The organism is Streptomyces flaveolus (assembly GCF_044765825.1).
GTDB lineage: Bacteria > Actinomycetota > Actinomycetes > Streptomycetales > Streptomycetaceae > Streptomyces > Streptomyces flaveolus.
This window is the reverse complement of the sequence record NZ_JBIWKU010000001.1, coordinates 973,045-998,619: the sequence shown is the minus strand read 5'-3', so window position 1 is coordinate 998,619 and position 25,575 is coordinate 973,045. Positions and strand designations below refer to the sequence as shown.

The window sequence follows — 25,575 nt, the reverse complement described above, 5'->3', positions numbered from 1 at the left end:
CTTAGGTGACGGCGGGGAAGGTGACGGGCAGGGATTCCAGGGCGCGGTGGAACGGGCCGGGGCGCCAGACGAGTTCGGCCAGGGGCACGGCGAGGTCCGTCTCCGGCAGCGCGTCGAGGAGGTGGGTGACCGCGGTCTCCGCGATGAGGTAGGCGTGCGAGCGGGCGGGGCAGGTGTGCGGGCCGATGCTCCAGGCCAGATGGGCGCGGTTGCCCGTGTGGCGGCCCTCGGGCACGCCGTCGGTGAGCGCCGGGTCGTTGTTGGCGGCCGCCATGGAGATCACGACCGGCTGGTCGGCGGGCAGGAGGACCCCGTCCACGTCGACCGGGTACGGGGGGTACGAGATGCAGTAGTTCGCCATGGGCGGGTCGGTGTAGAGGACGGCGTCGAGCGCGTCGCGCACCGTGGACAGCCCGGCGTGCAGGTCGGCGGAGAACTCCTCGTCGGTGAGGATCTTCAGCACGGTGTTGCTGATCAGGTTGGTCAGCGGCTCGATCCCGGCGCCGTAGAGCGTGACGAGCTGGTGGCCCATCTCCTCGTCGCTCAGCCGGGCGGAGTGGGTGATCAGCCGGGACGTGATGTCGTCGCCGGGGTGCTGCCGGCGCAGGCTCACCAGGTCGGCCACGGCCTGGGCGAGGATCTGGTTGCCCTGCTCGGCGTTGGTGGTGTCGAAGATCTTCGCCATGCCGTCGGCGATGCGCACGCCGATCTCGTCCGGGCAGCCCAGCAGCGCGCTCAGGACCCGGAAGGCGATCGGGAACGCGTACTGGGAGAGCAGGTCCGCCTCGCCCTGCTTGCGGAAGTCGTCGATGGCGCCGGAGGCGACCTTCTCGACGAGGGAGCGCAGCCCGTGCTGGTCGACCCCGCCGATCGCGGCGGTGTTCGCGCCGCGGTAACGGGCGTGCTCGACGCCGCCGGAGCGCAGCGCGTTGGGGCGCCACTCCATCATCGGCCTGACCGGGCAGGACGCCGGGATCAGCTTCTCCCAGGCACGGGGGTCGGCGGGAAAGTGCAGCGGGTCGTTGAGGATGCGGCGGGCCTGGTAGTAGCCGATCACCAGCGTCGCCGGGACACCGGGCGCCAGGTCGACCGGGACGAGGGGGCCGTGGGTGCGGCGCATGCGCCGGTAGGCGGCGTGCGGGTCGGCGGCGAACTCCGCGGTGTACAGGGCGATCCGCCCTGGGCTCGTCGGCGCGGACGCGGCGGACGGCATCGTCATCGGCGGGACTCCAGGAGGGCGGCCGAGCGGTGCTCGGAGAGGTACTCGGTGAGGGTGATCAGGGCGTGCAGGGAGGACGTGCGGTCGCGGGCGTCGCAGGTCGTCAGCGGAGTGACGGGGTCGAGGGCGAGGGCCTCGCGCAGCTCCGACTCGGGGTAGTCCGGGGCGCCGGGGAAGGTGTTGATGGCGACGGCGTACGGTATGCCGCCGTTGTCCAGGAGGCCGAGGGCGTCGTGGGAGGCGTCGAGGTTGCGGGTGTCGGCCAGGACGAGACAGCCGAGCGCGCCCTCGGCCAGGTCCTCCCACAGCGGCTGGAAACGGGCCTGCCCCGGCAGCCCGAACAGATACAGCGCGATGCGGCCGCCGGCCATGTGGATGCGGCCGAAGTCCATCGCCACCGTGGTCGTGGTCTTGTGCGGGGTGCCCCGCAGATCGTCCACGCCCGCGCTCTCCTGCGTGATGGGTTCCTCCATCCGCAGGGGCTTCACTTCCGAGACGCTGCCGATCAGCGTCGTCTTGCCGACGCCGAAACCCCCCGCGACCACGATCTTGGCCGACCGCGTCACCGTGGCCGGGACGTAGGTGACGGGCGGGTCAGACCATGGAGCGCAGTCCACGCAGTACCTCCTGCAACAGGTCGGGTTCGGGCTGGTGGTCGCTCGCCGCGACCGGGCTGGCCAGGTGGCCGGAGTCCATCAGCGAGGAGACGAGGATGCGCACCGTGGACGGCGGCAGCTCCAGCGCGGCGGCGATGTCCGCGACGGCCAGGCCGCCCTCCGCACCGGCGAACAGCCGCATCACCCGGCGGGCGTCCGGGCCGAGGGCGTCCGTGGGCCCGGAGGCGGCGATCAGCACGCTCTCCAGGCGCACGTCGTCACGGGCACGGATCTGACCGCCGGTGCGGACGTAGGGCCTGACCATGTCGGGGTCACGCCGCGGCCCCGTCATGCCGGCGAGCCGCCTTCCGCGGCCGGCACGCGCTCCTGGGTGCCCAGCTCGTGGCCCAGCCGGGTGGCGAGCCGCACCATGTGATGGGAGATCAGCCCGACATCGGCGTCCGGACCGGTCGTGCAGACCGACAGCATGGTGTTCTTCGCGGCGGTGGTCGTCAGACCGATGCAGCCGACCGACTCGATCAGCAGCTGCCGCATGCCCTGGCCGCCGGTGAACTCGTCCCACGCCTTGCCCGCGGCCCGCAGCGCCGCCGTCAGCGCGGCGAACTTCTCCCCGTCGTCCTGGCCGATCGTCTCGGTCCGGGCCTTCAGCAGTCCGTCGCTGCTCATCAGTACGGCGTAGCGGACGCCCTCGACGGTGCCGAGTTCCTGGTCGAGCAGCCAGCCCAGGCTGTTGGTGTGTGTGTCTCGCACGATCAGTGTCCTTCTTCGGGTGCGGCGTCGTGTGCGGCGTCGGGTCCGGGGCCGGGGGCCGTCCGGTGTGCCGCGTCGGTTCCGGCGGGGGTCGGGGAGGGCTGGTCCTGCCGGCCGCGGCGGGTGCCCTCCGCCCAGGCGGCGGCGACGGCGGGACGGCCGGGCCCGGCGGCGGCGGGGTCGGCGGTGCGGCGCGCGGCGACGGGAGCCTTGGTGCGCCGGCGGACGGTCAGACCGCTGGCGGTGGTGGCGGGCGGGGCGGCCTGTGGCTCCGGGGCGGCCTGTGCCTCGCGGACGGCTCCTGCTTCGGGCCCGGCCGCGAGGGCCGCCGGTACGGTCGCGGCGGCGACCGGTACGGCTTGCGGTGCCGGCTCGACCGCGGAGGCCGGTGGTGCGGCGAGCGGCGCGGCGGCAGGCTCGGTCCGCCCCGCGGGGACCGACGGCGTCGAGGCGACGGCGGGGCCGGCCGGTCCCGGCGTGACGAGCAGGTTCTTCGGCAGCACGATCATGGCCCGGGTGCCCTGGTAGATGTTCGGTGCGGTCAGCTCGACCCGGAAGCCGTAGTTCTCCGCCAGCAGGGACGCCACGCGCAGCCCGGTCTGGGGGTGGGCGCCCAGGCGGGTGATGTCGTCGCGCTGCTCGCCGGACATCACGTTGCTGGCCCACAGCAGCCGCTCGTCGTCCATGCGCAGGCCGGCGTCGTCCACGATCAGGAAGACCGCGTGGTGGCCCTGCTCCAGCGACACGTGGACGCTGGCGGCGGGCGGGGAGTAGCGCAGCGCGTTGTCCAGCAGCACGGCGAGCGCGTGCACGACCGCCTCCACCGCGCGTCCCTCGACCGCGACGGTCCCCATCTCGGGGTGCTTGATCCGCTCGTACCCCTCGATCCGGCCCATCGCCGCCCGCACGATGTCGGTCAGCGAGGTCGCGGGCCAGCGCCGCGAGAGCTTGTCCCCGGCGAGCACGGCGTAGCCCGACGCGGTGAGCAGCATCTGCTGCGTGAGGTGGTCGATCTCCACCAGCGTCGCGTACGCCTCGTCCGAGATGTGCCGCCGCACACCCTGGCTGACGGACCGGCCGAGCCGTGCCGCCCGTGCCACCACGTTGTTGGCGAAGCCGCGTACGGCGGCCCGGGCCACGCCCAGGGACTCGTGCCGTACCTGCGCGATCTGCCGTTCCGTGTCCTGCCGGATCTGATCGGCGGTCCGGGCGGCCGCCGCCCGCTCCTGCGCCCGTATCTCGCCCACGGCCGAGGCCAGCGCCCCGGGGAGGGCGAGCAGCCGCTCGGCGAGCGGGGTGCCGTCGAGGTTCGGCGGTACGACGACCGCGCCCTTGCCCCCGTCACCGCCCTGCCCGGCGCCGGCCGCCGCGGGGATCACGGTGGTCGCGAAGTGGCCCACGCACTGTTCGGCCGCGAGGAGTTGCAGGGTGAGCCGGTCGGCGTGCCGGCGCAGCAGTTCGGCCTGGCGCTGGGCCTGATCGCGTGCGCGCCGGAAGTACCAGGCGGCCCCGGCTCCGGCCACCGCCAGCAACAGGGCGCCGGTCAACAGCAGTTCAGTCATCGGGTCCTCACGGATGGGGAAGCCGTCGGTGTGGGGGTGTGGGCCGGTCCCGGCGGTCGGAGAGGCTGGTCCGGAGGGAGCGGGCGGGGCGGCCGGGGGCGCCGGACCGGTGGGCCGGTGTCGCGGTAGCGAGGGCGTACCGGAGCCGCCCTGCGGCGGCGAGGGGCCTCAACAAGCCAGAAGTAGCCGGCGTCTCTCGATCCGCGGCAAAGGGACGCGGCGGCCTTCGGCGCTCTCCCGCGGCACCGCCCGGGACCGCGCCCCCGTCACGCCTCCACGTGCCGAGGACTCAGCGATGCCGACAACGGTGAGTGTGCACGACATGGATCTCCAGGGGACGAGCGCAGGGCCTGCACGAGCGGTGGGGGACGACGGCGGAGCGGGGCTCGCAGCAGCGCAGGTTCGTTCCTGCAGACACCTGAACTGCCGGGCCCGCCAAGGGCATTCGGCAGGGACCATACCGCTTGTGCTCACACGTCGTGGCAGCTCAGTGACCACGAATGGCCGTTCCCGGAAGTATGAGGCGAAAAATGCGCGGTTGACGGCCAACTGACGTTGGCCGAAAAGCAGTTGGTGACCGAGAGGGTGTCCTGCTAGCCAGCGGCCGGACTCGGCGTCGTAGGCGACCCGGGCCCGCTCACTGGACGCTCCAGCGATGCGGATGCCCGGGGTCGGCGGGGCAGGCGAAGACGTTCAGCTCACCGTGGTTGCCGACGACGACCCCGGTGGGCGTGGCGAAGGGACGCGGGGGCAGGTCCCGGTCCTCGACGGGCTTCCAGCTGCCGCTGCCACCGTCCCATTCGGAGGTGTCGACGGTGAGCAGCAGCTCCATGGGAGCCGCGCAGGCCGGGCAGTCCATGGCGCACGGATCGGTCCGGTGCCAGGACGCGTAGCCGCCCGCGCGCCATCCGGGCGGTATGGAGAGGTCGTACTGGTACCCGATCGACTCCGCCGCGCAGCCGTCGCCGTCGGCGGCCTCTTCGGCCTCCTCCTCAAGAGCCTCGTCCCAGGCGTCGAGCCGGTCGCACAGCTCCCGGGGCAGGAGCCCGGCGAACGGATACGTGACGACCTGCTCGGGATGCAGCACACAGGGCTCGGGGACGTACCCGGCGTAGCCGACCACCTCCGGCAGCGGCGGCGCGGCCAGCACCTCACCGACCTCGGCCGACCTGCGCCACCGCAGCTCCAGGTACGTCTCGAACCCCGTCCTGCCGTGCGCGTCGAAGGGACACCAGAACACCTGGAGCAGGTCGCAGCCGTCCGGCCCGGGAAGGAGGTCGGGAACGTCCCGCCGGTACAGCTGGGCGAGGCCGATCATCGGCACGGGGGTCGTCTCGGTGAGGCCGGGGATCCGGTGTGTGCGCTTGAGCTCGTCCAGGAGTTCGCGCTCGGCGTCCGTGAGCCCTGTTCCACGAGGGTGCGCCGCCGCCCAGAGCTCCCGCTCCCGACGGATGTCCGCGAGCCGCCGCCCCCGGTCCCGCACGTGCGGCTCGACGCAGACGGGCCAGGGCTCGTCCACGGGCCACAGCAGGGGCCCGCCCACGGAACTGTCCTCCGCGCGAGGACTCCCCGCCCGTGGGTGCAGTCGGGTGGTGGTGCCCCGGTAGCCGGCGAGCTCGGGGAAGAGCGCCTCGATGTCGACCGGGCGGGGCGGGGTGGTCCTCGTCATGGCGCCGACTCTCTCACCGTCGCGGACGGGAGGGGCCGCCGGACCCCGCCGACTGCCCCTGCTCACCGGCCGATATCCGATTCCACGCGGCCGATGGCGGCACTAGGTTGGTCGGCCGACGCCCTGACCACCCACGCCACCCCGCAGGAGGCTCCGCCGTGACGCACCCCGTCGACCACGAACTGATCCAGGCCGCGGCCGACGTCGCCCGCAAGCGCAGCCACGGCGACAACCACACCATGGCCGCCGCGGCCCGCACCCGGGACGGCCGCATCGTCACCGCGATGAACGCCTACCACTTCACGGGCGGCCCCTGCGCCGAGCTGGTCGTCGTCGGCGCGGCGGCCGCGCAGGGCGCCTACGAACTGGACACGATGGTCGCCGTGGGCGACCGCGACCGGGGCGTGGTCGCCCCGTGCGGCCGGTGCCGGCAGGTCCTGGCCGACTACTTCCCCGACCTCAAGGTCATCGTGGGCAGGGACGCCGACCTTCGGACGGTCCCCGTCACCGATCTCCTGCCGGAGACGTACGTCTGGGCGGACCACCAGCTCGAAGCCGACGCCACGGGGGCGTCGGCCTGAGCGTCCCGCCCGCCCCTGCCCGGTGCGGTTCGCCGTCCGCTGGAGCGCGTTGGGCGAAACGGCTGGTATGACTGGTGCATGCAGGAAGAGACAGCGCGGTCCGCGATCGACACGTTCCTCTCCGCGTTCAACGCCTCGGACGACAGCTATGTGACTGCGCTGCTCTCCCAGGCCCTGACCTCGGACGTGGTCTTCTGGGGGCCGTTGGGCCGCAGGGAAGGGATCGCGGCGGTCGAGCAGTTCGTACTGGACATCCGGCGCCACCCGGCGGGGACCGGCACGATGGTGCGGTGCTCGGCGGTGGACATGCCCGACGAGTGGGCCCGGTACCAGTGGGCCTTCACCACGCCGGACGGAGGCCCCCGCCTGGCGGGAACGGACATCGTCCATCTACGGCGGAGCCTCATCGACCAGGTGATCGTCTTCGCCGGGGAGATCGAGCCGTCCGCTTCCTGAGTGGGCCTGTTCGGGCACTGCCCTCCTTCTCACCGGCGTCGAGCCGGCCCCCTTCGGCGCGGTCACGCGGGAACACGCCGCCGAAGGAGAGGGCGACCGGTCCCTGGACGAGTGGCGCGCGGGCCACAGGCGCTTCTGGGACCACATCGGCACACCGGTGGACGAGGACACGCCGCTGGTGTGCCTGCGGTTCCGGGTCGTTGCGGCTTCCTAGAGGCGTGATGGCGTGACAGGTGCATCCGATGGCCGGTCACTTGAGAACAGCCTCTCGCTTCAGTTGCGCTGTGAGGGCAATGCCCTCTTGTAGGGCGACATTGAAGTCCGGGTCCTGGTGGAGGCGGATCCTGCCGCGGTAGTCAGCGATCACCGCGGCCACGGCCTTGGAGTCCGTCTCCGCCGACGTTTCTAGCGCCCGCTGCAGGTCGGCCTCGAAATTCTCTCGATCGCCGGGAAACCCATGCCCGGATCGAAATGCGGCTCTCACGTCGCTGATGGCTTTCAAGTGCACTGGTGTAAAGGGACAGACACTTCGCTCCCCACTCTCAGACTCCGGGGAGTCGCAAAGGGGGCATCAGCGGATGCAACAGCCGCTGCCCGTCTTCGTCCACGCGCAGTGTGAAGGCCTCCGGGCCGGGCTGCCCTGCGGCTGTGAAGCCGTCGATGACCTGCTCGACCCGCTCCCACAACTTCAACGGCCCGCCCTCACGCACGACCCAGGCATCGGCTTCACAGGCGAGCGTGGCGGCGGAGCCGGACACTACGTCGATCAGGTGCAGTACCCCGTCGATGGTGATCATCTGGGTATCCGGTACGGCACTTTGCACGAGGTACCGCAGGAGGAATGCCTCATTGGCCGCGTTCGTGAGCCGCTCGGGGGTGTGCCGTGCCGGTCGGGACTGCTCAGGCAGGCCCGCGGCCCAGTCGGACGGATTCCCGAAGGCCGGAGCCGTGTGTGTGCGAGCCGGCATGAAGGAGACGGTGCCGGGCAGCAGAGGGCCCTCAGCGGTGCCGTTCGCATTGACCGTGAGCAGGACACGGGCGCTGCCGTAGAGCCACCCCGACAGGGGGAGCAGTACCTTCCCGCCTGGCCGTACCTGTCGGAGCAGGACGGGCGGTACAGCCCGGAACGAGCATGTGGCCACGACCCGGTCGAACCAGGCCTCGGGCCAGTACCCGTACAGTCCGTCCGCCCGGGCCAGCGTCGGCGCGTATCCACAGCCGTGCAGCGCGTTGGCCGCTCTTTCCAGTCCGGCGGGATCAATCTCCACGCTGGTGACGTGCGACGAACCCAGACGTTCGCAGGCGAGTGCCGTCGAGTATCCGGTCCCGGTGCCGATCTCCAGCACAGTGTGCCCTTCGGCGACTTCGGCATCCGACCACGTGCGCAGGACCAGGGAAGGCAGGGTGGACGACGAGGTGGGAGAACCTCCATGCCGGACGGCCGGGTTGGTCCAGTCGGCCTCATCGCCGTCGAACTGGGTGATTAGTGTGCTGTCTGAGTACGCACTCGACAGCCATCGACCGTAGTCCAGTTCGGGCGTGACCGGCTCCCACACGGTCAGTGCCTGCGCGTCAGGCTTGCCGACGGGCAGATAGAAGCCGGGTACGAACGCGTGGCGCGGGACCCTGTCCGCGACGGCCAGCCAGGCCGGGGCAATGGAAGCCCCCGTTGCCGTCAGGGCATTGGACAACGCCCTGCGAAGCACGGTCGCATCGTTGTCGACGTCTGCGGGGAGAGTCATGGCCTGTCAGGTCCTTCCTGTGCTGTCCCGGGCGCAGATTGCCCGGCCGCCTTCGTGGAGGGCCTTGGCACGGCCGCTTCCGTCTGCTCGGCCAGCCGCTCCCGTCCCTCCTTCACCAGCGCTGTGATCGCTCGCGGGGCGCACAGGTCGCCCTCGTATCGTGGCGGAACGACCCAATAGGTGCCTGGCGGCTGTTGGCGGTCGAGACGGGGAACCCCAAGGTAGGTACCGAGCCCGAGGCAGCTTGCGATGTCGTCGTACGCCCAGACCAGAGCAGTGTGCGCTTGGATCAGCGCGTAGTACGTCCCGTCGGCGACCCGGCGGTCGTAGATGACCGATCCGCCAAGCAACTCACCCAGTGCCACGGCCACCCCGTCCCGGTCGTCGGTCCGCAGGGCGGAGTGAACGACGTGCGCCGCCATGCGTACGGCTGCGAACCGTTCGCCGAGCGGCACCAGCGCAACGCCCTGCGTCGCCCACTCCCGCCGGACTCGCTCCGGATCCCGATCGGCACGAGCGAGCCACTCGGCGATCGCGTGGTCCAGAGCTTCCTGTGTGAACACGGGCTTCCTCCTGCTGTCCGCCACGGCTGGATACGCCGTTCAGAGTTCACTAAGTCGTCCGGTGCATCTAGGACTTTGGTAGGTCACTGAAAGGACTTCCAAAGGGCCTGGATTGCGCCCCATGGGTGACTAGGTACCTGATATCGGCCTTGCTGTGGCAAGCTTTGCGTAGTCGTCCCCAGGAGGTCCCCGTGTCCAGGCCGACAGGCAACGTCCGGCTCAAAGCCGCCCGTGTGGCCGCCGGGTACAACTCGCAGCAGGACCTGGCTGATGCCCTCACGGAGCATGCGAAGCGCATGGGCATCCGTGGCCTGTCCATCGGTGCACGGCAGGTCCGCCGTTGGGAGTCGGAGAACCCGCCCTGGCCGCAGCCGGACTGTCAGAGAGTGCTCGTACATCTGCTGGGCCAGAGCCTGGAGGCGCTCGGGTTCATGCCGCCGTGGGGCTCCGAGGGACCGACGCCTGATCCCGTGCGCCGCATGCTGATCGCAGGGGGAGCGGTGGGCCTGGGATTGGCCGTCTCAGCTGGCAGGGCCGCTGCGGCCTCCCAGCCGGCGACCGCTGGAGCGGACTTCGAGGCGGTCACCAGGTCCCATCGGCGGCTGTACTGGTCGGTGGCACCGGCGAAGCTCCACCCAGCCGTCATGGCCCACGCCACGTTGGGCTGCGTGCTGCTCCCGGAGGCGGCGGACACCACACGTCGCGTGATCGCGGCCGCGCTGGCCGAGACGTACCTTCTGGCGGGCAGGATCGAGTTCTTCGATCTCCGCGAACCGGATGCTGCCCACGAGACGCTTCTCCTTGCCCTGCAGGCGGCGGGCGAAGCTGACGATCCGGTGCTCGGCTCGGCGATCATCGCCCACATGGCCTTTATCCCCGGCTGGGCGGGTGACCGCGAGTCAGCCCTGGAGCGCATGATCGCGGCGCGGACCTACGCCCGCCGCGCTCCTGCGTCCGCTGAGTTTCTGGCGTGGCTGGATGCGGTCGAGGCCGAATGCGAGACCAGGTGCGGGGACACCCGCACCGCCCTGCATCTGATCGGCCATGCGGAAGACGTGCTGAGGGAGGGTAACGAGCACGCGTCACCCTCATGGATGGACTGGTTCTCGCCGGCCCGGCTCGCGGCCTTCAAGGGCAACACCCAGCTCCTCGCGGGACATCTTCCTCAGGCCCGCCAAGCGCTGCTGGAATCACTGGAAGCCATGACGCCCGCCGACGATAAGCAGCGCACGGTCGTCTACGGCGACCTGGCGGCCGTGGAAGCTAAGTCCGGAAACCCTGAGGCGGCCTGCGAGTATGCGGGAAAGGCCCTCGATCACCTGGCCGTCACCTGGTACGCGACAGGCATGGACCGCGTACGCGAGGTCCGCCGGGCACTCACCCCCTACCAGCACGAGCGTTGCGTCCGCGACCTGGACGACCGCCTCTACGACTGGTCGACCACGGTCAGCGTGCTGCGCCGTTGAACTGAGCGATCCTGCTGGGGAGGTCGTCGAGACCCTCGATACGGAAGGTCGGCAACTCCCTGGCCTCGGGGCTGTCCCACTGAATGGTGGCCCACGGCCCGCGACGTACAAGGGCGGTGAGCATCCCTTCATCGCGGGCCGGCCGGATGTCGTTGTCGCAGCGATCCCCCACATAGAGGATCTCGCCGACCTCGACAGGTACGGCGTCGGCGACGCGCTTGAAGAACGCCGGATCGGGCTTACTGGCCCCCCAGTCGTCGGAGGTCCCGATCAGATCGACGTCATCGGAGAACAACTCGCGCAGGATCTGCCCCGCACGGACCGTTTGGTTTCCTGCGATGCCGAGCCACAGTCCGTCCGACCGGAGCTGTCCGAGAGCGGCGCGGACCTCTGGGTACAGATCGTCCTCGCCGAACGTCTCGGGCTGCCCCGCGGCTGCCCTCTTCTCGCGCTCTTCGTAGAGATCGAAGCCAGGCCTGAACTTCTGGAAGGTCTCGCGGTAGTCGCGGCCCTGGGCGATCACCGCGCCGAACATCGCATGGAATGTGTGACGGGGCACGCCGAGCCAGTCTGCCCAGGTCCCGTACTCACGGGTCTCATCGACCAGACATTCACCTACGTCGAAGACCACTGCGCGAATCATGCCGGCAGGGTACCGAAGCACTCCATGCCACAGCGCAGCGCCAGGCGTTGCTCCTGGGCCTGAAGTCCTGGGACGCCAACCGTCGTCAGCTGGACAGACCGGACCGCCCCACCCGGGAGAGCGCAGTCTCAGAATGCGCTGCCGCTGTACGCAGAAGCGCCTCAGCGTCCGCGACGGCTTCGTGTTCGTGCAGCATGAGCGCCCCGCGCACCACATCCCTGGCGCTTCGGTCACGCCCGTAGATGTGCACCAGGTTGTCGGCCAGCTCATGGTGTCCGTTGGTACGCAACAGCGCTACGAGCAGGGCCATTTCAACGGGCGTGTACGCCTCCGCGGTGTGCCGCAGAAGGGCGAGCGTGCTGTCCGGCCGGCCGCCGCCGAGCAGTTCATCCGCGCGGCTGGCGATGCTCCGGGCGGCTGCCGTTTCGTTTTTGCTCTGTTGCCGGTCCCCTTGTCGGCGGCGGACCGGCAACAGAGTTGCGGCCCGAGCCGCCCGCCGACCGTTATGCGGGCCGGCTTCGGTAACTGACTGGGCGGTTCTCACTTGCTGTGCCTCGCGCTTCAGTGCGGAGGCCTGCTCTCGTGCTTCCCGCAGCTCTCTGGCCTTCTCCTCTGCTGTCCGCTCCAGTCTTTCCTGCTTCTCCTGCATGGCCTTGAGTTTCTGTCCGGCAGTACGTACCGCCTCCCTGTGCCGTGAGCAGTTGCCGCATCGTTCCTGCTCGGCTCGCGCGCGCAGCTCCAGCAGGTGTTCCTTGGTAATGCCGAGGTTCCGCATCCCTCCGGCATCGCGGCAGGCGGTGTCGAAGATGAAGGTGGTCACCTTGTCTGGCGGGACGTGCAGGCCGTGGAGGTAACGGCTCAGTGCGGTCTCGCTGATGTTCAGGTACTTGGCGGCCTGGGCCTGCGTCGGGTGGGTGGGCGCCATCCCGTCCGGCGTCCTGATGGTCAGGTGACGGCAGATCCCTTGCAGGGCCGCAGCCAGCCGCTGTTTGTCTGGCAGTACGTTCTCGTCGAAGTGCTTCTCCGTCCACGCGAACGGGCGGCGACTGCTGCTACGCGCTGCCATGGTGGCGAACCTCCGCATTCCTGGACGAACTGGCCACACGCGCCCTCGGTCGGCGACGTTGTTCGACATTGTGCCGGAGGCCAACGGGCCGCCGCCTGGCCGTTTTTGGTTCCTCTCTTGCTAGTTGGTGCGCAAGTTGCATCGAGAGGGTTCAACGCGGTTTCGATGTGCCACGCTTTAGATGTCAGCCGCCAGGGGTGCGGGGGGCGGCGCGAGTTGCATATCTACGCATGATGCAGTCTTGCCATTTCATGTGATATGCGGCAGACCGTCTAATTGCACGTATTACATGCGTTTTCAATGGGAGGGGAACCCATCATGACGATGCCGTCCTGGCAGGAGACCAGTGTGGGAAACCGCAAGCTGGGGAGCATGGCGCGTGCCGCTCTCTGGCTGGTCCAGGTGGTAGGGGAGGGGCAGATCTTCACGGTGGCCAAGCTGCGCGAGGCTTTCCCGGACGTCGCGCAGATCGACCGGCGCATGCGAGGCCTGCGGGACTACGGCTGGGAGATTTCCACGGCCCGCGAGGACCCGGAGCTGCTTCCGGAGGAGCGCCGGTTCGTGACGCGCGGCAAGGACGTGTGGGTGCCGGGCCAGGCGAAGGGACCGAGCCACAAGGCGAGCATCACCAACGCCCAGCGGGCGAAGGTGATGCAGGCCGACGGGTACCTGTGTCGCACGTGCGGCATCGCGGCCGGCGAGGCGTACGAGGACGGTGTCACGCAGGCGGTGCTCAATGTCGCCCGACGGCAGGTGACGTTGGCGGACGGCAGCGTTACCCATCAGCTGGTCACCGAGTGCCAGCGGTGCGGGCGGGGCACCGTGGACCGGGCCGTGGACCTGGGGGAGGTGCTTTCCCAGATCGAGTCGCTGGCTCCTCTTGAGCGGAGCGTGCTGAGCGGCTGGGTGAAGAACGACCAGCGCACGTATAGCTCGCTGGAGGCGCTGTGGGGCCTGTACCGGACCCTGCCGGAGGACTCCCGTAAGGCTGTGGCCGACGCTCTTGACGGTACGGACGACTGAGACAGGACGGGATGACGATGATGCGCGAGTTTCCGGCCCCGCCGCGGGCGGCCGAGTTCAGCGAGCTGATCAGCAAGAAGGTCGAGGAGGTCAAGTCGTCTGGCGGCACCAGGGAGACTGTGACCGTCGACTGGAACGGGCAGCAGGCCCATGTGGAAGTGATTGACCTGCCGCTCAGCAGCCTCTTCTACAACCCCAGCACCCACCGGATCCGGGCTCAGCGCAGCCACGATGCCGAGCGGGACGCTGGGTTGGACAAGGACCCCTGGAGCGCCGAGAGCCAGGACTACCTCGGGTTCCTGCTCAAGGCGGACCCTGAGAACACGAGTGTGCGGGACAAGGACTTCGATGTCCTGAAGGACAGCCTTAACCAGTTCGGGCAGAACGACCCCGGGCTGGTGACCCGGCACGGGGTGCTGGTCAACGGCAACACCCGAGCCGCCGCGCTGCGCGAACTCGGTGCGCAGTCGATGCGCGTCGGCGTGCTGCCGGCGTCGTTCACCTGGGCTGACATCAACGCCGTCGAACTGTCCTTGCAGCTCCGCAGGGACCATCGGCGTGACTACTCCTACATCAACCGCCTCATCGCCATGGAGGAGCAGGCGGCGCTGGGCCGGACGCCGGAGCAGATCGCTAAGGACTTCCGGATCCAGGTTCGCACCTACCACCAGGAGCGGTGGATCCTCAGCACGATCCGCGAGCTGAACGAGCGCAGCCGCACCGGCGGCGGCAACGGACTGCGCCTGGTGGACTGGGAGGGCGCGCAGGAGAGGCTCAAGGAGCTTCACCGGCTGTACGTGAAGCTGGAAACGGTGGACCGTGACCAGGCTGAGGTCCTGAAGGAGCTGCGCCTGGCCGCGATTCTGCTCAACTTCTCCAAGACGGACGTCCGCCACATCAATGAGGACTTCCTGAAGGCGGGGCTTGAGCAGCAGTTGCCCATGGGCGGTACGAAAGCCGCGCAGCCGCAGTCGGTGTCCATCCCTGGTCTGGGCCTGGAGGTGCCCGCCGCCTCGTCCGCCGTCGCGGAGGCCCGGGCGATGAACGACGAGATCCTCCGCACCGCCGCCGTGGTGAGGAACGAAGCCTCGGATCTCGGTGACGAGCGGAAGGCCGCCGCGCAGGACGCCTGGGACAGTACGAAGAAGGCGTTCGACGAGGCGATCGAGGCGGCGGGACGCAGCGCCCGGCTGCGCAAGCGCAAGCAGCTTGCCCCGGCCCGGCTGGCGGAAGCCTGCGCGAGCATCGACCAGTGCGTGAACGACCTGGTGCAGGCGCGGACTTCCCGCAGTCTGGACGAGGAGGCGTTCGACGACGCTGTGGTCAGGCTGCGAGGCAGCCTGCTGAAGCTTGCGCAGCAGGCCGGCCGTGGGCTGCCGCAGCCCGGGGACGGCGTGTCCTGGCTGCTGGACGCGGTCTCGGCGGAGGGCTCCCGGTGACCAGCACCGACAGTGAAAAGTCGCTCCGCCTCAGGTTCGATGAGACCCGTACCCGCGTGGTTCTGCGGACAACGGAATCGTTCCAGGAGGAACTGGTCCAGCTGGCCGCCCGGTTTCGTACCGGCGGCCAGCTCGGCCCGCTGAGTGCCTCAGTCTCTCTGGACGAGCTGCTTGCGGACCTCGGCCTCCTCGGCACATGGTCCGACCCGGCCGGTGTGGAGTGGGCGGATGACCTGCGGGAGCTGGTGTCCGGTGTCGTTCAGGACGCTCACACCGTGCAGCAGCGGCTCGCGGGCCGGGAGACGACCGGCGAGGTCTCGCCCGATGACGTGCCCGCTCTCTTGGGTGAGTCCTGGAAGGGGGAACTCAGCGAATTCCAGCGCCGGGACATCGCGAAGCTCCTGTCGCTCCAGCACGGTGCCAACTTCAGTGTGCCTGGCGCTGGCAAGACCCGGGTCGCGCTGGCTGTGTACGCGGCCCAGAAGGCTGCCGGCCGCGTAAAGCGGCTGCTGGTCGTGTGTCCGAAGTCGGCTTACGAGTCATGGCGCTATGAGACCGCCGAGTGCCTTATCCACCCGTTGCGCATCAACGTCCTGGACGGGTCGCTGGATCAGTGGGCGGAGGTGCTCGTGGTGAACTACGAGCGTCTCGACCGGTCGCTGTCCATGCTGGCCAGCTGGCTCAAGGCCGGCCCCTCCATGATCATCCTGGATGAGGCTCACCGGATGAAGCTGGGTGCGCGCGGTACCTACGGGGCGGCATGCATGGCGCTCGGCCCGCTGGCCGCGCGCCGGCTGATCCTTACTGGTACGCCGGCACCCAACGGTTCGAGGGACCTGGAGAACCTTCTGGGCTTCGTCTGGCCGGGACACGGCCAGCGCACGGTGGTCCAAGCCGTTGCTGGCGGGGATCTCGCGCACGCCAGCTCCGTCCTCCGGCCGCTGTTCACCCGCACCACGAAGCACGAGCTGGGCCTGCCTCCTGTGCAGCTGGGACTGCGCTTCGTTGACATGCCGCCGCTGCATGACGAGATCTACACGGCCATCGTGGGTGGCGAGAAGAGCGGGGCTGCGCGCGAGGATCTGAGTTCCCTCGGAAAGACGGCTCTCCGGCTTCTCATGGCCGCCACAAGCCCGGCCCTGCTCCTTGAGGGGGCCAGCCGGTACGAGCCGCTCGTGTATCAGCTTCCGCCGTTCGACCCCCCTCAGGGGAGTTCGCTGTACTCGCTCATGCAGAACCTCCCTGACTACGAGCTTTCGCCCAAGTACAAGGAAGCCGTGGCGATCATCGCGGAGAACGCTGCCCAGGGCCGGAAGACGCTGGTCTGGACGACGTTCGTCAGGAGCCTCACCACGCTTGAGCGCATGCTGGAGAAGTACAGTCCGGCAGTCGTCTACGGCGGTACGCCTGACCGTGAGGAGCAGATTCGCCGGTTCAGGGAGGATCCGGCGTGCATGGTGCTCATCTCGAACCCGGCCACCCTGGGGGAGGGGATCAGCCTGCACCACGTTTGCCATGATGCGGTCTACGTGGACCGTGACTTCATGGCGGGACGGTTCCTCCAGAGCCTGGACCGGATCCACCGTCTCGGGCTCGCCCCCGGCACGGAGACCCGGGTGACGGTCCTGGCGGTGCGGAACACCGTCGATGAGGTCGTGGCCGCGAGCCTGGAACGCAAGCTGGAGTTCATGGGGCGCATCCTGGACGACCCCACGGTGCAGCAGCTCGCCGACCTTGAGGAAGAGCCGGCGGTCGCCGCAGGCCTCGCGCCGAGTGACATCGAGTCACTGCTGAGTCACATGGGAGGCCGCTAGGAGCAGCTGCGTGCTGCGGCCCTCGCGGGACTACCCTCTGCGGTGTGTCCCACGAAGCCGAATGGGAAGCCCCGGAAGGATCCTGGGCTTCGTCCGCAGCCCGCCGCCGCAACATGCAGGCGATCCGCAGCCGTGACACGAAGCCGGAAATCCTGATCCGCCGTCTCGTGCACGCCGCAGGGCTGCGGTATCGGGTCGCAGCCCGCCCCCTGCCGGACCTTCGCCGGACGGCTGACATGGTCTTCCGTCCGGTGAAGGTAGCGGTGTTCATAGACGGCTGTTACTGGCACGGCTGCCCTGAGCATTACGTGCCGCCGAAGACGAACTCCGGTTACTGGTCGGAGAAGGTCCTCCGCAACGTCACACGGGACCGTGATACCGACGAAAAGCTCAGGGCTGCGGGCTGGACGGTGCTCCGTTTCTGGGAGCATGAGCCATCAGACGCTTGTGCCAACAAAATCGCTGTGACGGTCCTGGCTCGGCGTGAGGTGGGTCTGGTTCGCGGCGACTGAGATTTCCAGCTGCTCTGGAATATCGTCAACGGGGACGGCCCCGGCTGGCTCCATCTCATAGTCCTTGGTGAGCGCCTCGCGGTGCTCTGGGCGCAGGACTGCGGCAATAGCTCGTCCCACGGCCTCTGCTACTGGGGGCGGGAACGCGTTTCCGACCTGGCGGTACCGGGCTGTCTTCCGGCCCTGGAACTGCCAGTCTTCTGGGAATCCCTGGATCGCCGCTGCCTGGGCGACAGTGAGCATGGGACCGGCTGGCCTGAACAAATCGCGTTCTGGATCAACCTTGTCCGGGTCGTTGGCGATGCCCATACCGTCGACGCCCAAATCCCCCCAGGCGCGCTTGGCCCTGGTCGGGCCCAGGTCGGCACCACCGTGCTTCCTTGATCCGCCCACGAGTGTGGGGGCTACGGTCTTGCCCGCTGCCAGGGCCTCGGTGATCTTCTTCTCCCACTTCTCGAAGACCTGCTCACCGGTTGCCTCATGAGGGCCGGCCGGTTCTCCGTACTGGTTCTTGTCCCAAAACTCCTTGCAGCGCGCGAGCATGCTGTCTCTGAGCTCGTCAAAGACGGTGGCCTCGGTCCCCTTGATTCCAGTGGGCCAACGGAACCCCGGGTTGTCTGGGCCTACTGCATCCCGATGAATGGCAACCAGGATGGCGCGGGGGCGGAGCTGTGGAACGCCGAAATGCCGTGCATCAAGTCGCCGCCACACCTTCCGCATCACCACGTCCTGAGCGCGGGCGGAGAGGTCTTTGCTGATCTCGGGAACTAGGTATCCGAGGTCTCGCAGGGTATCGAGAATCGATTTCCTGTATTCGATGAAAACTTCCGGGGGCTCAAGGATTCCCCGGACATTCTCGATCATTACCGCTTTTGGCCTCAGGGTGTCGATGATATCGAGCGCTGCGGGGAAGAGGTCGCGTTCGTCGTCGGGCCCAAGCCTGTGCCCGGCGAGGGAGAAAGGCGGGCATGGAACTCCGCCGGCCAGCAGGTCAAGATCTCCTGGCTTGAGGTTTAGATTCTTCCTGACGTCGGAATCCAGGAAATCCTTGACGTCCATCGGGCGGATGCCGTCAGCCTTCTCCTCATCCCAGCCGGGCCAGCTGCCCACGTTGGCCCGCAGGGTGGCCACGGCGTGGGCGTCCCACTCGACGAGGGCGCGATGATCGAAGCCGGCGTTGTGCAGTCCGACGGCTTGTCCTCCGGCACCCGCGCAGATCTCGATCGAGGTCAATGGCGAGGCGAACCGCGGTCGCTCGTGGCCGCTGCGGGGCATGCCGCTCCTCCTGTGGTGATCAACATCAAGGGAGGAACGGTGATCAAGGGTTGTTCCTCGGTACAAGAGTCTCGCACTTTCAGCCATGGTCGCCTGCGTCCCTCTGGAAACCAGACTGCACTGAGGGCGGACCCAACTCCGTTGTTCCACTGTGTGCGCGGTCGGATGCCCAGAGCGACTGTTCTTCTGCTGCCTTGGCCCAGGCCTCGGACACTGACGCGACCAGTTCCTGTGGAAGCCCTGTCGATCCCTGGTGCCGTCGGGTCAATGGGGCGCTCGATCAGACCACGTCTATGATCCCCAACCCCCTCGGTCGCGGGCGCCCGCCCGATGAAGTGCGACCTGGTTGCGGCGCTGCGCAGCCATCACGTCCAGGCCTGTCAGCCCCGGGCCACCGGGGCGTCCGGCGCGCGGGGCAGGGCGTAGGAGAAGCCGTGGGCCGCGGTGGTCTGCCCAGTGATCAGGTGCGACTGCTCCGCTCAGGCCATCGCGCCCTCGCGCGAGGTGGTCGCACCTGTAGACGTCCGCGGACGACGCGGACGGCGAACCTCATCGGTCCGCCCAAACGCTGCTCGCCCCGCCCCGCCCCGTCACGCCTCGGTTCCGTGGCACTCCCCGTAGGCCCGCCCCGACCCGCACCAGCATCCCGCGCCCCGCTGCGGCGGCCACGCCACCGCGCGGCCCCGGGCCGCCAGGGTCGTCGCGTACTGCGGCAGCAGCGTCGCGTCGGACGGGGACGCGCCCTCCGAGGCCGCGAACGCCTCGTACGACGGGACGGTGCCGCGGACGACGCCCAGGTTCGGGGTGCCCGACGAGGCGAGTTCGCGCAGGGCCGCCTCTATCGTCGTCAGGTGCTCCTCGTAGGAGGGGTACTCGGCGGACAGGGACGGGTACGCCTCCAGCAGCTCCGTCAGTTCGTCCGCCGGCCAGTGGAGCATGGCCACGGGGAAGGGGCGGGACAGGGCCTCGCGGTAGGCGCCCAGCTCGGCGCGCAGGCGGAAGATCTCCGCCTCCAGGTCGGCCGGGTCGTCCGAGCCGAGGGACCAGACCCGCTTCGGGTCGTGCAGCTCGTCCAGGGACACCGGCATCGAGTGCAGGGTGTCCGCCAGGCGGTCCCAGTCGTCGTGGGGCGCGCCCAGCATGCGCCGTACCCGGTGACGCCCGTACAGCAGCGGGTGCGTGGCGTACGGCGGCTCGGCCACGTCCGTCAGGAGCAGGCGGGCGCCCTCCGTGAACGTCTCCTGGGCCGCCTCCAGCTCGTCGTGGGCCTCCAGGGCCTCGGCCACGATCACCCAGGCGGCCGGGTCGCGCGGGGCCGTCGTGCGGACGCCCTCGATGATCGCCCTGGCCTCCGCCTCGTGGCCGTACTCCCAGAGGTTCGACGCCTTCAGGGCGCGGACCAGGGAGGGGTTCTCCAGCCCGTCCGGCGAGGACAGCAGGCGGTCGTAGAGCTTGGTCGCGGAGGGGCGGTCGCCGGACAGCTCCAGGTGGGCCGCGGCGCAGACCAGGAGGGCCTCGGCGTCCTCCGGGTACAGGCCGGCGGTCCGCTCCAGGCGGGCGGCTTCGGCGGCGTGGTCGACGTTTTCGGCAGGCGTGTCGGGGCGCATGGGTGACACCGTACTGCCGAGAGGTGACGAAGGTCAGGGGGCCGCAGGTCAGAGGCCGGAGAGGCGGGCGGAGGTCAGAAGGGGCACCGGCCCCCGACCGGCGCCGGCGCACCCCCCGCCGCTCACCCCCGCTCCCGCACCACCCCCACCAGCACCGCCGCCACCGCCGCCAGCCCCGCCGACACCCAGAGGGCCACATCCGTGCCCCGCCCCAGGTCGCCCGCCGACGTGGCGATCGCGATCGTCAGGGCGACGCCGGCGCACGAGCCGATGTAGCGGAACGTCTGCTGCGCTCCCGACCCCATCGCCGCCCGGGCCGCCGGTACCGACTCCACGGCGAGCAGCGGCAGCGCGGCGTTCAGCAGGCCGCTGCCCACTCCGGCCACGACCAGGCCGGGCAGCAGGCGGGTCCAGGAACCGGCCCCGATCGCGCCGAGCATCGTCAGGGCGCCGACCGCGTGCAGGGCGAAGCCGACGGTCAGTTGGTGGCGCGGCGGCACGCGGTGGGCGATGCGGCGGGCCTGGAGGGCGACGGCGAAGGACAGGCCGGACCAGAGCAGGAACAGCCACGCCGTGTCCATCGGGGAGAGACCGAGCCGCTGTTGCAGCAGCGCGGGCAGGAAGCTGAACAGCCCGATCACCGCCAGGCCCGTGAACAGGCCGCCGGCGGAGGACGCCAGGAAGGGCGCGTGGCGCAGCAGGGACAGGTCGATCATCGGGGTGGCCGCGCGGCGCTCCAGCAGGACGAACAGGCCGCCCAGCAGCACGGTCGCCGCCAGCAGCAGACCCACCGGTGCCCGCAGCCAGCCGTCCCGGCCCAGCGTCACCGCCGCCACCAGCGCGACCAGCGCGAGTCCGAACGTCACCGCCCCGGCGAGGTCGGGCCGGCCGCCCCGCGGTGAGCGTGACTCCGACAGGGACCGCGCCCCCAGTCCCGCGACGATCAGCGTGGCGGCGCCGAGGATGCCGTAGGACAGCCGCCAGTTCGGTATCGCCCCGGTCAGCAGGGGACCCACCGCGATGCCGCCGCTCACGAAGGCGCCCCACACACCGGTCGCGCGCAGCCGTCCGGCCGGGGTGGGGAAGGCGTGCACCAGCAGGCCCAGGCTGCTGGCCAGCAGTGCCGCGCTCGCCGCGCCCTGCGCGATGCGGGCCAGGGTGAACAGCCACGTCGTGGTGGCGAACGCGCCCAGGGCGGTGGTGATGCCGAGGGCCAGGGTGCCGGAGAGGAAGATCCGGCGGCGCCCGTAGTCGTCGGCCAGGGAGCCGGCCACCAGAAGCAGGGCGGCCAGGCCCAGCGGGGTGCCGTTCAGCAGCCAGGCCTGGGCGGACAGCGGGGTGTGCAGGTCGGCGGCCGTATCGGGGAGCGTGACCATCGGCGCGGTGTACGTCATCAGGGCCACGGCGGTCGCGGCGCTGGTGAGGCCGAGGGTGAGGCCGGGGCGCGGTGGCGCGTGCCGGTCGGGGCGGCCCTTGTGGCGTACGGCGCCGGCGCCGGTGCCGGTGCCGGCGCCTGGGCTGCCGTGAGGGGCGGTCGCGGTGGAGTCCGTGCCGATGTCGGTCATGTCTGTCCGCTCTTCTCGGTCCATGGCTCCCGTGGGTCCGCTCGCCGGGTCCGGGGCCACGGAGGTCCGGGCTCTTCAGTCGGTTCGATGAATGAACCAACCCTCGGGCCTGCCAACCTAGCACTATTGGTTCGGTGAATGAACCCACTCGTCGGAAAGTGGCTACAGTGGAGCCCATGGCACTGGGCAAGGACTACGCGACGCAGGAATGCGCGATCGCCCGCGCGCTGGAGGTCGTCGGCGAGCGGTGGACGCTGCTGGTGATCCGCGACGCGCTCTACGGCGTCCGGCGCTACAACGACTTCCTCGTCCACCTCGGCATCCCGCGCGCCGTCCTGGCCAACCGCCTCCAGACGCTCACCGCCGAAGGCATCCTCGAAAAGCGCCGGTACCAGGAGTCGCCGCCCCGGGACGAGTACGTCGTCACCGACCGGGGCATCGCCCTGTGGCCGACCCTGCGCGCGCTCGGCCTGTGGGGCCGTGAGCACCTCGGCGGGCAGCCGTTGCGCTCCTTCTGGCACGCCGACTGCGGTACGCAGCTCGGCCCCTACGGCGAATGCCCCGCCTGCGGAACCGTCGTGGCCGTCCGGGACGTCGAAATGGTGCCGGGTCCCGGACTCGACCCGGACCCGGCGGACCCGGTCAGCAAGGCCCTGCTCAAGCCGCGGCGGCTCCTTCAGCCGATCGACACCGACCCGCGGAGCGACAGCGACCGGCCGTCGCCGCCGGATCCCGCCTAGGCGGCGGCCCGGCGCCCGCACGCTGTCGGGCGGCGTACGGGGTCCTGTATAACTGGGCAAACACGCGTACGAGGGGAGGAGCCGCTCATGACCCGAGACCGGGCCGTCCCGCGTCCCCTCCTCGTCCTGCTGCTCGTGCTCCTGCCCGTCGCCCTCGTCGACGTCGGCAGCCTCTCCGCCACCGTCGCGCTCGCCGCGACCGCCGCGGCCGGCTCCGCGCTCGCCGTCTGCGCCCTGATCACCGCGCGCTGCGTGCCCGCCGTGCCGCCCACCCGGGTGCGTACGGCCATCAGGGACCGGGACCGCCGTACGGCCTTCCTGCCCCAACGCGATCCCGACGCCCCCGGACGCCGCCGGCCACGGGCACCCGGACACGCCCTCCCGGCGACCACCGCGTAGGGCATCCCTTCACAGCGCAAGGACCGTGCACCCGCGCGGGTCGTCATGCCGCACACCCCGATCACCGATCGCACCGGCACGACGAGACCCCCGGAGGGCTCCTCACCCATGTCCGTTTTCGCCAGCCTGGTCGAGCACCTCGCCGACCTGCTCCAGCCGCTGTTCGGCGCCTCCGCCGCGGCCGCCGCCATCGTCCTGTTCACCGCCCTCGTGCGACTCCTCGTCCACCCCCTGTCGCGGGCCGCCGCGCGCGGGCAGAAGGCGCGCACCCAGCTCCAGCCGAGGATCGCCGAGCTGCGCCGCAAGCACGCGAAGAACCCGGAGAAGCTGCAGAAGGCCGTCCTGGAGCTGCACGCCGAGGAGAAGGTGTCGCCGCTGTCGGGCTGCCTGCCCAGCCTGTGCCAGCTGCCCGCGTTCTTCCTGCTCTACCACCTCTTCTCCAACGGCTCGATCGGCGGCGAGGCCAACGGCCTGCTGTCCCACCAGCTGCTCGCCGCGCCGCTCGGCGGCCGGTGGGCCGACGCGCTCGGGGACGGCGGGATGCTCGGCGGCGCCGGGCTCGTGTACGTGGGGCTGTTCGCGCTGGTGGCCTGTGTCGCCGCCTTCAGCTACCGCCTCACCCGGCAGCGGATGGCCGACCAGCCGGTCCTGCCCGCCGCAGGGACCGGGGAGCAGCAGGTGCCCGGGCTGGGGACGGTCACCAAGGTCATGCCGTTCATGTCCTTCTTCACGCTCGTCACGGTGGCCGTCGTGCCGCTGGCCGCCGCCCTGTACATCGTCACCAGCACGACGTGGAGCGCCGTCGAACGGGCCGCCCTGTACCGGTGAGGCGGACGGCCGGGCCGTGGCTACGGTCCAGTACGTGAACGGGGTATTGCGGAGTGGAAGCCGACCTTGGACGATCGAACAAGTCCTCCGATGGCTGCGCACTGCCGCAACCAGGTCGCACCTCATCGGGCGGGCGCCCGCGAATGAGGGAGTTGGGGATCATGAAGTTGCTGCGAGTCGGTACGGCGGGGTCGGAGCGGCCCGCGCTGCTCGACGCCGACGGGACCCTGCGTGACCTGTCGGGCGTGGTGACGGACATCGACGGCGAGCTGCTCGCGGACGACGCGGCGCTCGACCGGGTACGGGCCGCCGCCGACGCCGGCGAGCTGCCCGTCCTGGACGCCACGGGGCTGCGCGTCGGACCACCCGTGGGGCGCATCGGCAAGGTCGTGTGCATCGGGCTCAACTACCACGACCACGCCCGCGAGACCGGGGCCGAGCCGCCCGCCGAGCCGGTCGTCTTCCTCAAGGCGCCGGACACGGTCGTCGGGCCGGACGACACCGTGCTCGTGCCGCGCGGGTCCGTCAAGACCGACTGGGAGGTGGAGCTGGCGGTCGTGATCGGGCGTACGGCCCGCTACCTGGACTCGGCCGAGGAGGGGCTCGCGTGCGTCGCGGGGTACGCGGTCGCGCACGACGTGTCCGAGCGGGAGTTCCAGATCGAGCGGGGCGGGACCTGGGACAAGGGCAAGAACTGCGAGACGTTCAACCCGCTCGGTCCGTGGCTGGTGACCACCGACGAGGTGCCCGACCCGCAGCGGCTGTCGCTGCGGCTGTGGGTCAACGGGGAGCTGAAGCAGGACGGGACGACCGCGGAGCAGATCTTCCCGGTGGGGGAGGTCGTGCGCTACGTGAGTCAGTTCATGGTGCTGCGTCCCGGTGACGTGATCAACACCGGGACGCCGGCGGGGGTGGCGATGGGGCAGCCGGAGCCGAAGGCGTATCTGCGGGCCGGCGATGTGGTCGAGCTGGAGATCGAGGGGCTCGGGCGTCAGCGGCAGGAACTCAAGGACGCGTAAGCGCTCCGCCGGGTGGCGGGGAACTGCGGTGCGTTGTCGGCTGCGGGCCGGTCGCGGCTGGTCGCGCAGTTCCCCGCGCCCCTTCGCGGGCGCGTTCTCGCTCAGGCCAGCAGTGCGGCGAGCTTGCGCCAGCCTTCCCTCGGGGTGGGGGCCGTGTCGGGTTCCACCACCTGGAGGGCCACGTGGTCGGCGCCCGCGTCGTGGAAGGCGGTGATGCGGGTGCGGATCGTGTCGTCGTCGCCCCAGGCGAACAGGGCGTCGATCAGGCGGTCGCTGCCGCCGTCCGCGACGTCGGCGTCCGTGAAGCCGAGGCGCAGGAAGTTCTGGGTGTAGTTCGGGAACTGCAGGTACATGGCGAGGTAGGCGCGGGCCGTCGCGCGGGCGCGGGCCGGGTCGGAGTCGAGGACGACCTTGAACTCCGGGGCCAGCAGCGGGCCCTCGCCGAGCCTCTCGCGGGCCTGCGCGGTGTGCTCGGGGGTGACCAGGTACGGGATCGCGCCCGCCGCCCGGTCCCGGGACAGCTCCAGCATCTTCGGGCCGAGCGCGGCCAGCACCCGGTGACCGGGCCGCATCCCGGCCTTGTCCAGCTCGTCGAGGTAGCCGACCATCTTCGAGTACGGGCGGCTGTACCCCTCGACGCGCGGGCCGTGGCTGACGCCCAGGCCGAGCACGAAGCGGCCGGGGTGGGACACCTCCAGCTCGGCGAAGCCCGCCGCGGCGGCGGAGGCCTCGTGCTCCCAGATGCTCTGGATGCTGGTGCCGACGACGATCCGCGAGGTCGCCTCGATCAGCGGGGCGGCGTGCCGGGCGGAGCTGTTGCCGCCCAGCCACAGGGCGCCGAACCCGAGCCGCTCCAGCTCGGCGGCCGCCTCGGCGCGCTCGCCCCGGCCCTCCGGGTCCTCGGCGCGCAGGTGCGGGCTCCAGATGCCGTAGCGTCCGACGGATTCCTTCAGTGCGGCCGTCGCGTCGTTCATCGGTTCCGATCCCTCCGGTGGGCACGTGATCGTCTGTCGTACGTCG

General features: G+C 70.3%; 26 protein-coding genes and 1 pseudogene. 12 read left to right on the top strand and 15 right to left on the bottom strand.

Annotated elements, in window-relative coordinates:
• Position 1 precedes the first annotated feature (1 nt).
• The 6 genes from ACIRG6_RS04445 to ACIRG6_RS04420 form a co-directional block, all read right to left on the bottom strand.
• Positions 2–1,219, bottom strand: coding sequence for a cytochrome P450 (locus ACIRG6_RS04445; protein ID WP_403320645.1), 1,218 nt, complete (start codon positions 1,217–1,219; stop codon positions 2–4).
• Positions 1,216–1,836 carry a GTP-binding protein gene (locus tag ACIRG6_RS04440; protein WP_318213015.1) on the bottom strand — a complete coding sequence of 207 codons (621 nt, stop codon included), beginning with the start codon at positions 1,834–1,836 and terminating at the stop codon, positions 1,216–1,218. The genes ACIRG6_RS04445 and ACIRG6_RS04440 overlap by 4 nt, the downstream gene beginning before the upstream one ends.
• Positions 1,814–2,167, bottom strand: a complete 354-nt coding sequence (locus ACIRG6_RS04435; protein WP_318213014.1) for a DUF742 domain-containing protein — start codon at positions 2,165–2,167, stop codon at positions 1,814–1,816. Before ACIRG6_RS04435 ends, ACIRG6_RS04440 begins: the two co-directional genes overlap by 23 nt.
• On the bottom strand, positions 2,164–2,586 hold the full coding sequence (locus ACIRG6_RS04430; protein ID WP_225638534.1) for a roadblock/LC7 domain-containing protein: 423 nt from the start codon (positions 2,584–2,586) through the stop codon (positions 2,164–2,166). Before ACIRG6_RS04430 ends, ACIRG6_RS04435 begins: the two co-directional genes overlap by 4 nt.
• A gap of 2 nt (positions 2,587–2,588) precedes the next feature.
• Entirely contained in the window at positions 2,589–4,148 is a 1,560-nt protein-coding gene (locus ACIRG6_RS04425; RefSeq protein WP_403320643.1) for an ATP-binding protein, read from the bottom strand.
• A 637-nt stretch (positions 4,149–4,785) separates the two neighbouring features.
• The gene (locus tag ACIRG6_RS04420) at positions 4,786–5,817 is read right to left on the bottom strand and encodes a hypothetical protein (RefSeq protein WP_365022345.1); all 1,032 of its coding nucleotides are present in this window, start codon (positions 5,815–5,817) and stop codon (positions 4,786–4,788) included.
• A 158-nt stretch (positions 5,818–5,975) separates the two neighbouring features.
• On the opposite strand from ACIRG6_RS04420, the gene ACIRG6_RS04415 reads away from it, so the two are divergent.
• The 3 genes and pseudogenes from ACIRG6_RS04415 to ACIRG6_RS04405 form a co-directional block, all read left to right on the top strand.
• Positions 5,976–6,398 carry a cytidine/deoxycytidylate deaminase family protein gene (locus ACIRG6_RS04415; protein WP_403320641.1) on the top strand — a complete coding sequence of 141 codons (423 nt, stop codon included), beginning with the start codon at positions 5,976–5,978 and terminating at the stop codon, positions 6,396–6,398.
• Between the two features lie 78 nt (positions 6,399–6,476).
• Positions 6,477–6,854: a nuclear transport factor 2 family protein gene (locus ACIRG6_RS04410; RefSeq protein WP_350720638.1), complete on the top strand. Its 378-nt coding sequence runs from the start codon at positions 6,477–6,479 to the stop codon at positions 6,852–6,854.
• Positions 6,855–6,894: 40 nt separating this feature from the next.
• Positions 6,895–7,068, top strand: a pseudogene (locus ACIRG6_RS04405) (ASCH domain-containing protein); the annotation flags it as partial.
• Between the two features lie 36 nt (positions 7,069–7,104).
• On the opposite strand, the gene ACIRG6_RS04400 reads toward ACIRG6_RS04405, so the two are convergent.
• Genes ACIRG6_RS04400 through ACIRG6_RS04390 form a run of 3 tightly spaced genes read right to left on the bottom strand, consistent with a single transcriptional unit; the run spans position 7,105 to position 9,159 of the window.
• Positions 7,105–7,362 carry a hypothetical protein gene (locus tag ACIRG6_RS04400; RefSeq protein WP_364819486.1) on the bottom strand — a complete coding sequence of 86 codons (258 nt, stop codon included), beginning with the start codon at positions 7,360–7,362 and terminating at the stop codon, positions 7,105–7,107.
• Between the two features lie 34 nt (positions 7,363–7,396).
• Entirely contained in the window at positions 7,397–8,596 is a 1,200-nt protein-coding gene (gene tgmC, locus ACIRG6_RS04395; RefSeq protein WP_403320638.1) for an ATP-grasp peptide maturase system methyltransferase, read from the bottom strand.
• A complete protein-coding gene (locus ACIRG6_RS04390) occupies positions 8,593–9,159 on the bottom strand; it encodes a hypothetical protein (protein ID WP_403320636.1) in 567 nt (188 codons plus the stop codon). Before ACIRG6_RS04390 ends, tgmC begins: the two co-directional genes overlap by 4 nt.
• Before the next feature lie 191 nt (positions 9,160–9,350).
• Here ACIRG6_RS04390 and ACIRG6_RS04385 point away from each other — a divergent pair, with 191 nt between their 5' ends.
• The gene (locus ACIRG6_RS04385) at positions 9,351–10,625 is read left to right on the top strand and encodes a transcriptional regulator (protein WP_364819480.1); all 1,275 of its coding nucleotides are present in this window, start codon (positions 9,351–9,353) and stop codon (positions 10,623–10,625) included.
• Here ACIRG6_RS04385 and ACIRG6_RS04380 read toward each other — a convergent pair.
• Positions 10,606–11,268 (bottom strand): HAD family hydrolase, encoded by a 663-nt coding sequence (locus ACIRG6_RS04380; RefSeq protein WP_364819478.1) that lies wholly within the window; start codon positions 11,266–11,268, stop codon positions 10,606–10,608. The two genes, ACIRG6_RS04385 and ACIRG6_RS04380, sit on opposite strands and share 20 nt — an antisense overlap.
• Before the next feature lie 85 nt (positions 11,269–11,353).
• A complete protein-coding gene (locus tag ACIRG6_RS04375) occupies positions 11,354–12,334 on the bottom strand; it encodes a hypothetical protein (protein ID WP_364819476.1) in 981 nt (326 codons plus the stop codon).
• 318 nt (positions 12,335–12,652) lie between these two features.
• Here ACIRG6_RS04375 and ACIRG6_RS04370 point away from each other — a divergent pair, with 318 nt between their 5' ends.
• From ACIRG6_RS04370 to ACIRG6_RS04355, 4 genes are read left to right on the top strand one after another with little or no spacing between them, the layout of a single operon-like run.
• Entirely contained in the window at positions 12,653–13,357 is a 705-nt protein-coding gene (locus ACIRG6_RS04370) for a hypothetical protein (protein ID WP_364819474.1), read from the top strand.
• A gap of 11 nt (positions 13,358–13,368) precedes the next feature.
• On the top strand, positions 13,369–14,796 hold the full coding sequence (locus ACIRG6_RS04365; RefSeq protein WP_403320633.1) for a hypothetical protein: 1,428 nt from the start codon (positions 13,369–13,371) through the stop codon (positions 14,794–14,796).
• Positions 14,793–16,610 (top strand): DEAD/DEAH box helicase, encoded by a 1,818-nt coding sequence (locus ACIRG6_RS04360; RefSeq protein ID WP_364819470.1) that lies wholly within the window; start codon positions 14,793–14,795, stop codon positions 16,608–16,610. The genes ACIRG6_RS04365 and ACIRG6_RS04360 overlap by 4 nt, the downstream gene beginning before the upstream one ends.
• 44 nt (positions 16,611–16,654) lie before the next feature.
• The gene (locus tag ACIRG6_RS04355; protein ID WP_364819469.1) at positions 16,655–17,122 is read left to right on the top strand and encodes a very short patch repair endonuclease; all 468 of its coding nucleotides are present in this window, start codon (positions 16,655–16,657) and stop codon (positions 17,120–17,122) included.
• Here the strand turns inward: ACIRG6_RS04355 and ACIRG6_RS04350 are convergent.
• The 3 genes from ACIRG6_RS04350 to ACIRG6_RS04340 all read right to left on the bottom strand — a co-directional run bounded on the left by ACIRG6_RS04350 (position 17,048) and on the right by ACIRG6_RS04340 (position 21,569).
• Complete coding sequence (locus tag ACIRG6_RS04350) at positions 17,048–18,346, bottom strand: DNA cytosine methyltransferase (RefSeq protein WP_403320760.1); 1,299 nt, start codon at positions 18,344–18,346, stop codon at positions 17,048–17,050. The two genes, ACIRG6_RS04355 and ACIRG6_RS04350, sit on opposite strands and share 75 nt — an antisense overlap.
• Before the next feature lie 641 nt (positions 18,347–18,987).
• On the bottom strand, positions 18,988–20,004 hold the full coding sequence (locus ACIRG6_RS04345) for an SEC-C metal-binding domain-containing protein (RefSeq protein ID WP_403320631.1): 1,017 nt from the start codon (positions 20,002–20,004) through the stop codon (positions 18,988–18,990).
• 122 nt (positions 20,005–20,126) lie between these two features.
• Positions 20,127–21,569 (bottom strand): MFS transporter, encoded by a 1,443-nt coding sequence (locus tag ACIRG6_RS04340; RefSeq protein ID WP_364819466.1) that lies wholly within the window; start codon positions 21,567–21,569, stop codon positions 20,127–20,129.
• 176 nt (positions 21,570–21,745) lie between these two features.
• Between ACIRG6_RS04340 and ACIRG6_RS04335 the strand changes: the two genes are divergently transcribed.
• The 4 genes from ACIRG6_RS04335 (at position 21,746) to ACIRG6_RS04320 (ending at position 24,555) form a co-directional block, all read left to right on the top strand.
• Positions 21,746–22,309 carry a winged helix-turn-helix transcriptional regulator gene (locus ACIRG6_RS04335; RefSeq protein ID WP_381695157.1) on the top strand — a complete coding sequence of 188 codons (564 nt, stop codon included), beginning with the start codon at positions 21,746–21,748 and terminating at the stop codon, positions 22,307–22,309.
• 87 nt (positions 22,310–22,396) lie between these two features.
• A complete protein-coding gene (locus tag ACIRG6_RS04330; RefSeq protein WP_189230952.1) occupies positions 22,397–22,708 on the top strand; it encodes a DUF6412 domain-containing protein in 312 nt (103 codons plus the stop codon).
• A 108-nt stretch (positions 22,709–22,816) separates the two neighbouring features.
• Complete coding sequence (locus ACIRG6_RS04325; protein ID WP_403320626.1) at positions 22,817–23,536, top strand: YidC/Oxa1 family membrane protein insertase; 720 nt, start codon at positions 22,817–22,819, stop codon at positions 23,534–23,536.
• 161 nt (positions 23,537–23,697) lie between these two features.
• On the top strand, positions 23,698–24,555 hold the full coding sequence (locus tag ACIRG6_RS04320; RefSeq protein WP_364674788.1) for a fumarylacetoacetate hydrolase family protein: 858 nt from the start codon (positions 23,698–23,700) through the stop codon (positions 24,553–24,555).
• Between the two features lie 101 nt (positions 24,556–24,656).
• On the opposite strand, the gene ACIRG6_RS04315 is transcribed toward ACIRG6_RS04320, so the two are convergent.
• Positions 24,657–25,529, bottom strand: a complete 873-nt coding sequence (locus tag ACIRG6_RS04315) for an LLM class F420-dependent oxidoreductase (RefSeq protein WP_350720585.1) — start codon at positions 25,527–25,529, stop codon at positions 24,657–24,659.
• Positions 25,530–25,575 lie beyond the last annotated feature (46 nt).

Bases quoted from the DNA above. Each gene is read 5' to 3' on its own strand.
- ACIRG6_RS04445 (WP_403320645.1), bottom strand. From the start codon at position 1,219: ATGACGATGCCGTCCGCCGCGTCCGCGCCGACGAGCCCAGGGCGGATC.
- ACIRG6_RS04435 (WP_318213014.1), bottom strand. From the start codon at position 2,167: ATGACGGGGCCGCGGCGTGACCCCGACATGGTCAGGCCCTACGTCCGC.
- ACIRG6_RS04425 (WP_403320643.1), bottom strand. From the start codon at position 4,148: ATGACTGAACTGCTGTTGACCGGCGCCCTGTTGCTGGCGGTGGCCGGA.
- ACIRG6_RS04420 (WP_365022345.1), bottom strand. From the start codon at position 5,817: ATGACGAGGACCACCCCGCCCCGCCCGGTCGACATCGAGGCGCTCTTC.
- ACIRG6_RS04410 (WP_350720638.1), top strand. From the start codon at position 6,477: ATGCAGGAAGAGACAGCGCGGTCCGCGATCGACACGTTCCTCTCCGCG.
- tgmC (WP_403320638.1), bottom strand. From the start codon at position 8,596: ATGACTCTCCCCGCAGACGTCGACAACGATGCGACCGTGCTTCGCAGG.
- ACIRG6_RS04380 (WP_364819478.1), bottom strand. From the start codon at position 11,268: ATGATTCGCGCAGTGGTCTTCGACGTAGGTGAATGTCTGGTCGATGAG.
- ACIRG6_RS04375 (WP_364819476.1), bottom strand. From the start codon at position 12,334: ATGGCAGCGCGTAGCAGCAGTCGCCGCCCGTTCGCGTGGACGGAGAAG.
- ACIRG6_RS04370 (WP_364819474.1), top strand. From the start codon at position 12,653: ATGACGATGCCGTCCTGGCAGGAGACCAGTGTGGGAAACCGCAAGCTG.
- ACIRG6_RS04365 (WP_403320633.1), top strand. From the start codon at position 13,369: ATGACGATGATGCGCGAGTTTCCGGCCCCGCCGCGGGCGGCCGAGTTC.
- ACIRG6_RS04345 (WP_403320631.1), bottom strand. From the start codon at position 20,004: ATGCGCCCCGACACGCCTGCCGAAAACGTCGACCACGCCGCCGAAGCC.
- ACIRG6_RS04340 (WP_364819466.1), bottom strand. From the start codon at position 21,569: ATGACCGACATCGGCACGGACTCCACCGCGACCGCCCCTCACGGCAGC.
- ACIRG6_RS04335 (WP_381695157.1), top strand. From the start codon at position 21,746: ATGGCACTGGGCAAGGACTACGCGACGCAGGAATGCGCGATCGCCCGC.
- ACIRG6_RS04330 (WP_189230952.1), top strand. From the start codon at position 22,397: ATGACCCGAGACCGGGCCGTCCCGCGTCCCCTCCTCGTCCTGCTGCTC.
- ACIRG6_RS04325 (WP_403320626.1), top strand. From the start codon at position 22,817: ATGTCCGTTTTCGCCAGCCTGGTCGAGCACCTCGCCGACCTGCTCCAG.
- ACIRG6_RS04320 (WP_364674788.1), top strand. From the start codon at position 23,698: ATGAAGTTGCTGCGAGTCGGTACGGCGGGGTCGGAGCGGCCCGCGCTG.
- ACIRG6_RS04315 (WP_350720585.1), bottom strand. From the start codon at position 25,529: ATGAACGACGCGACGGCCGCACTGAAGGAATCCGTCGGACGCTACGGC.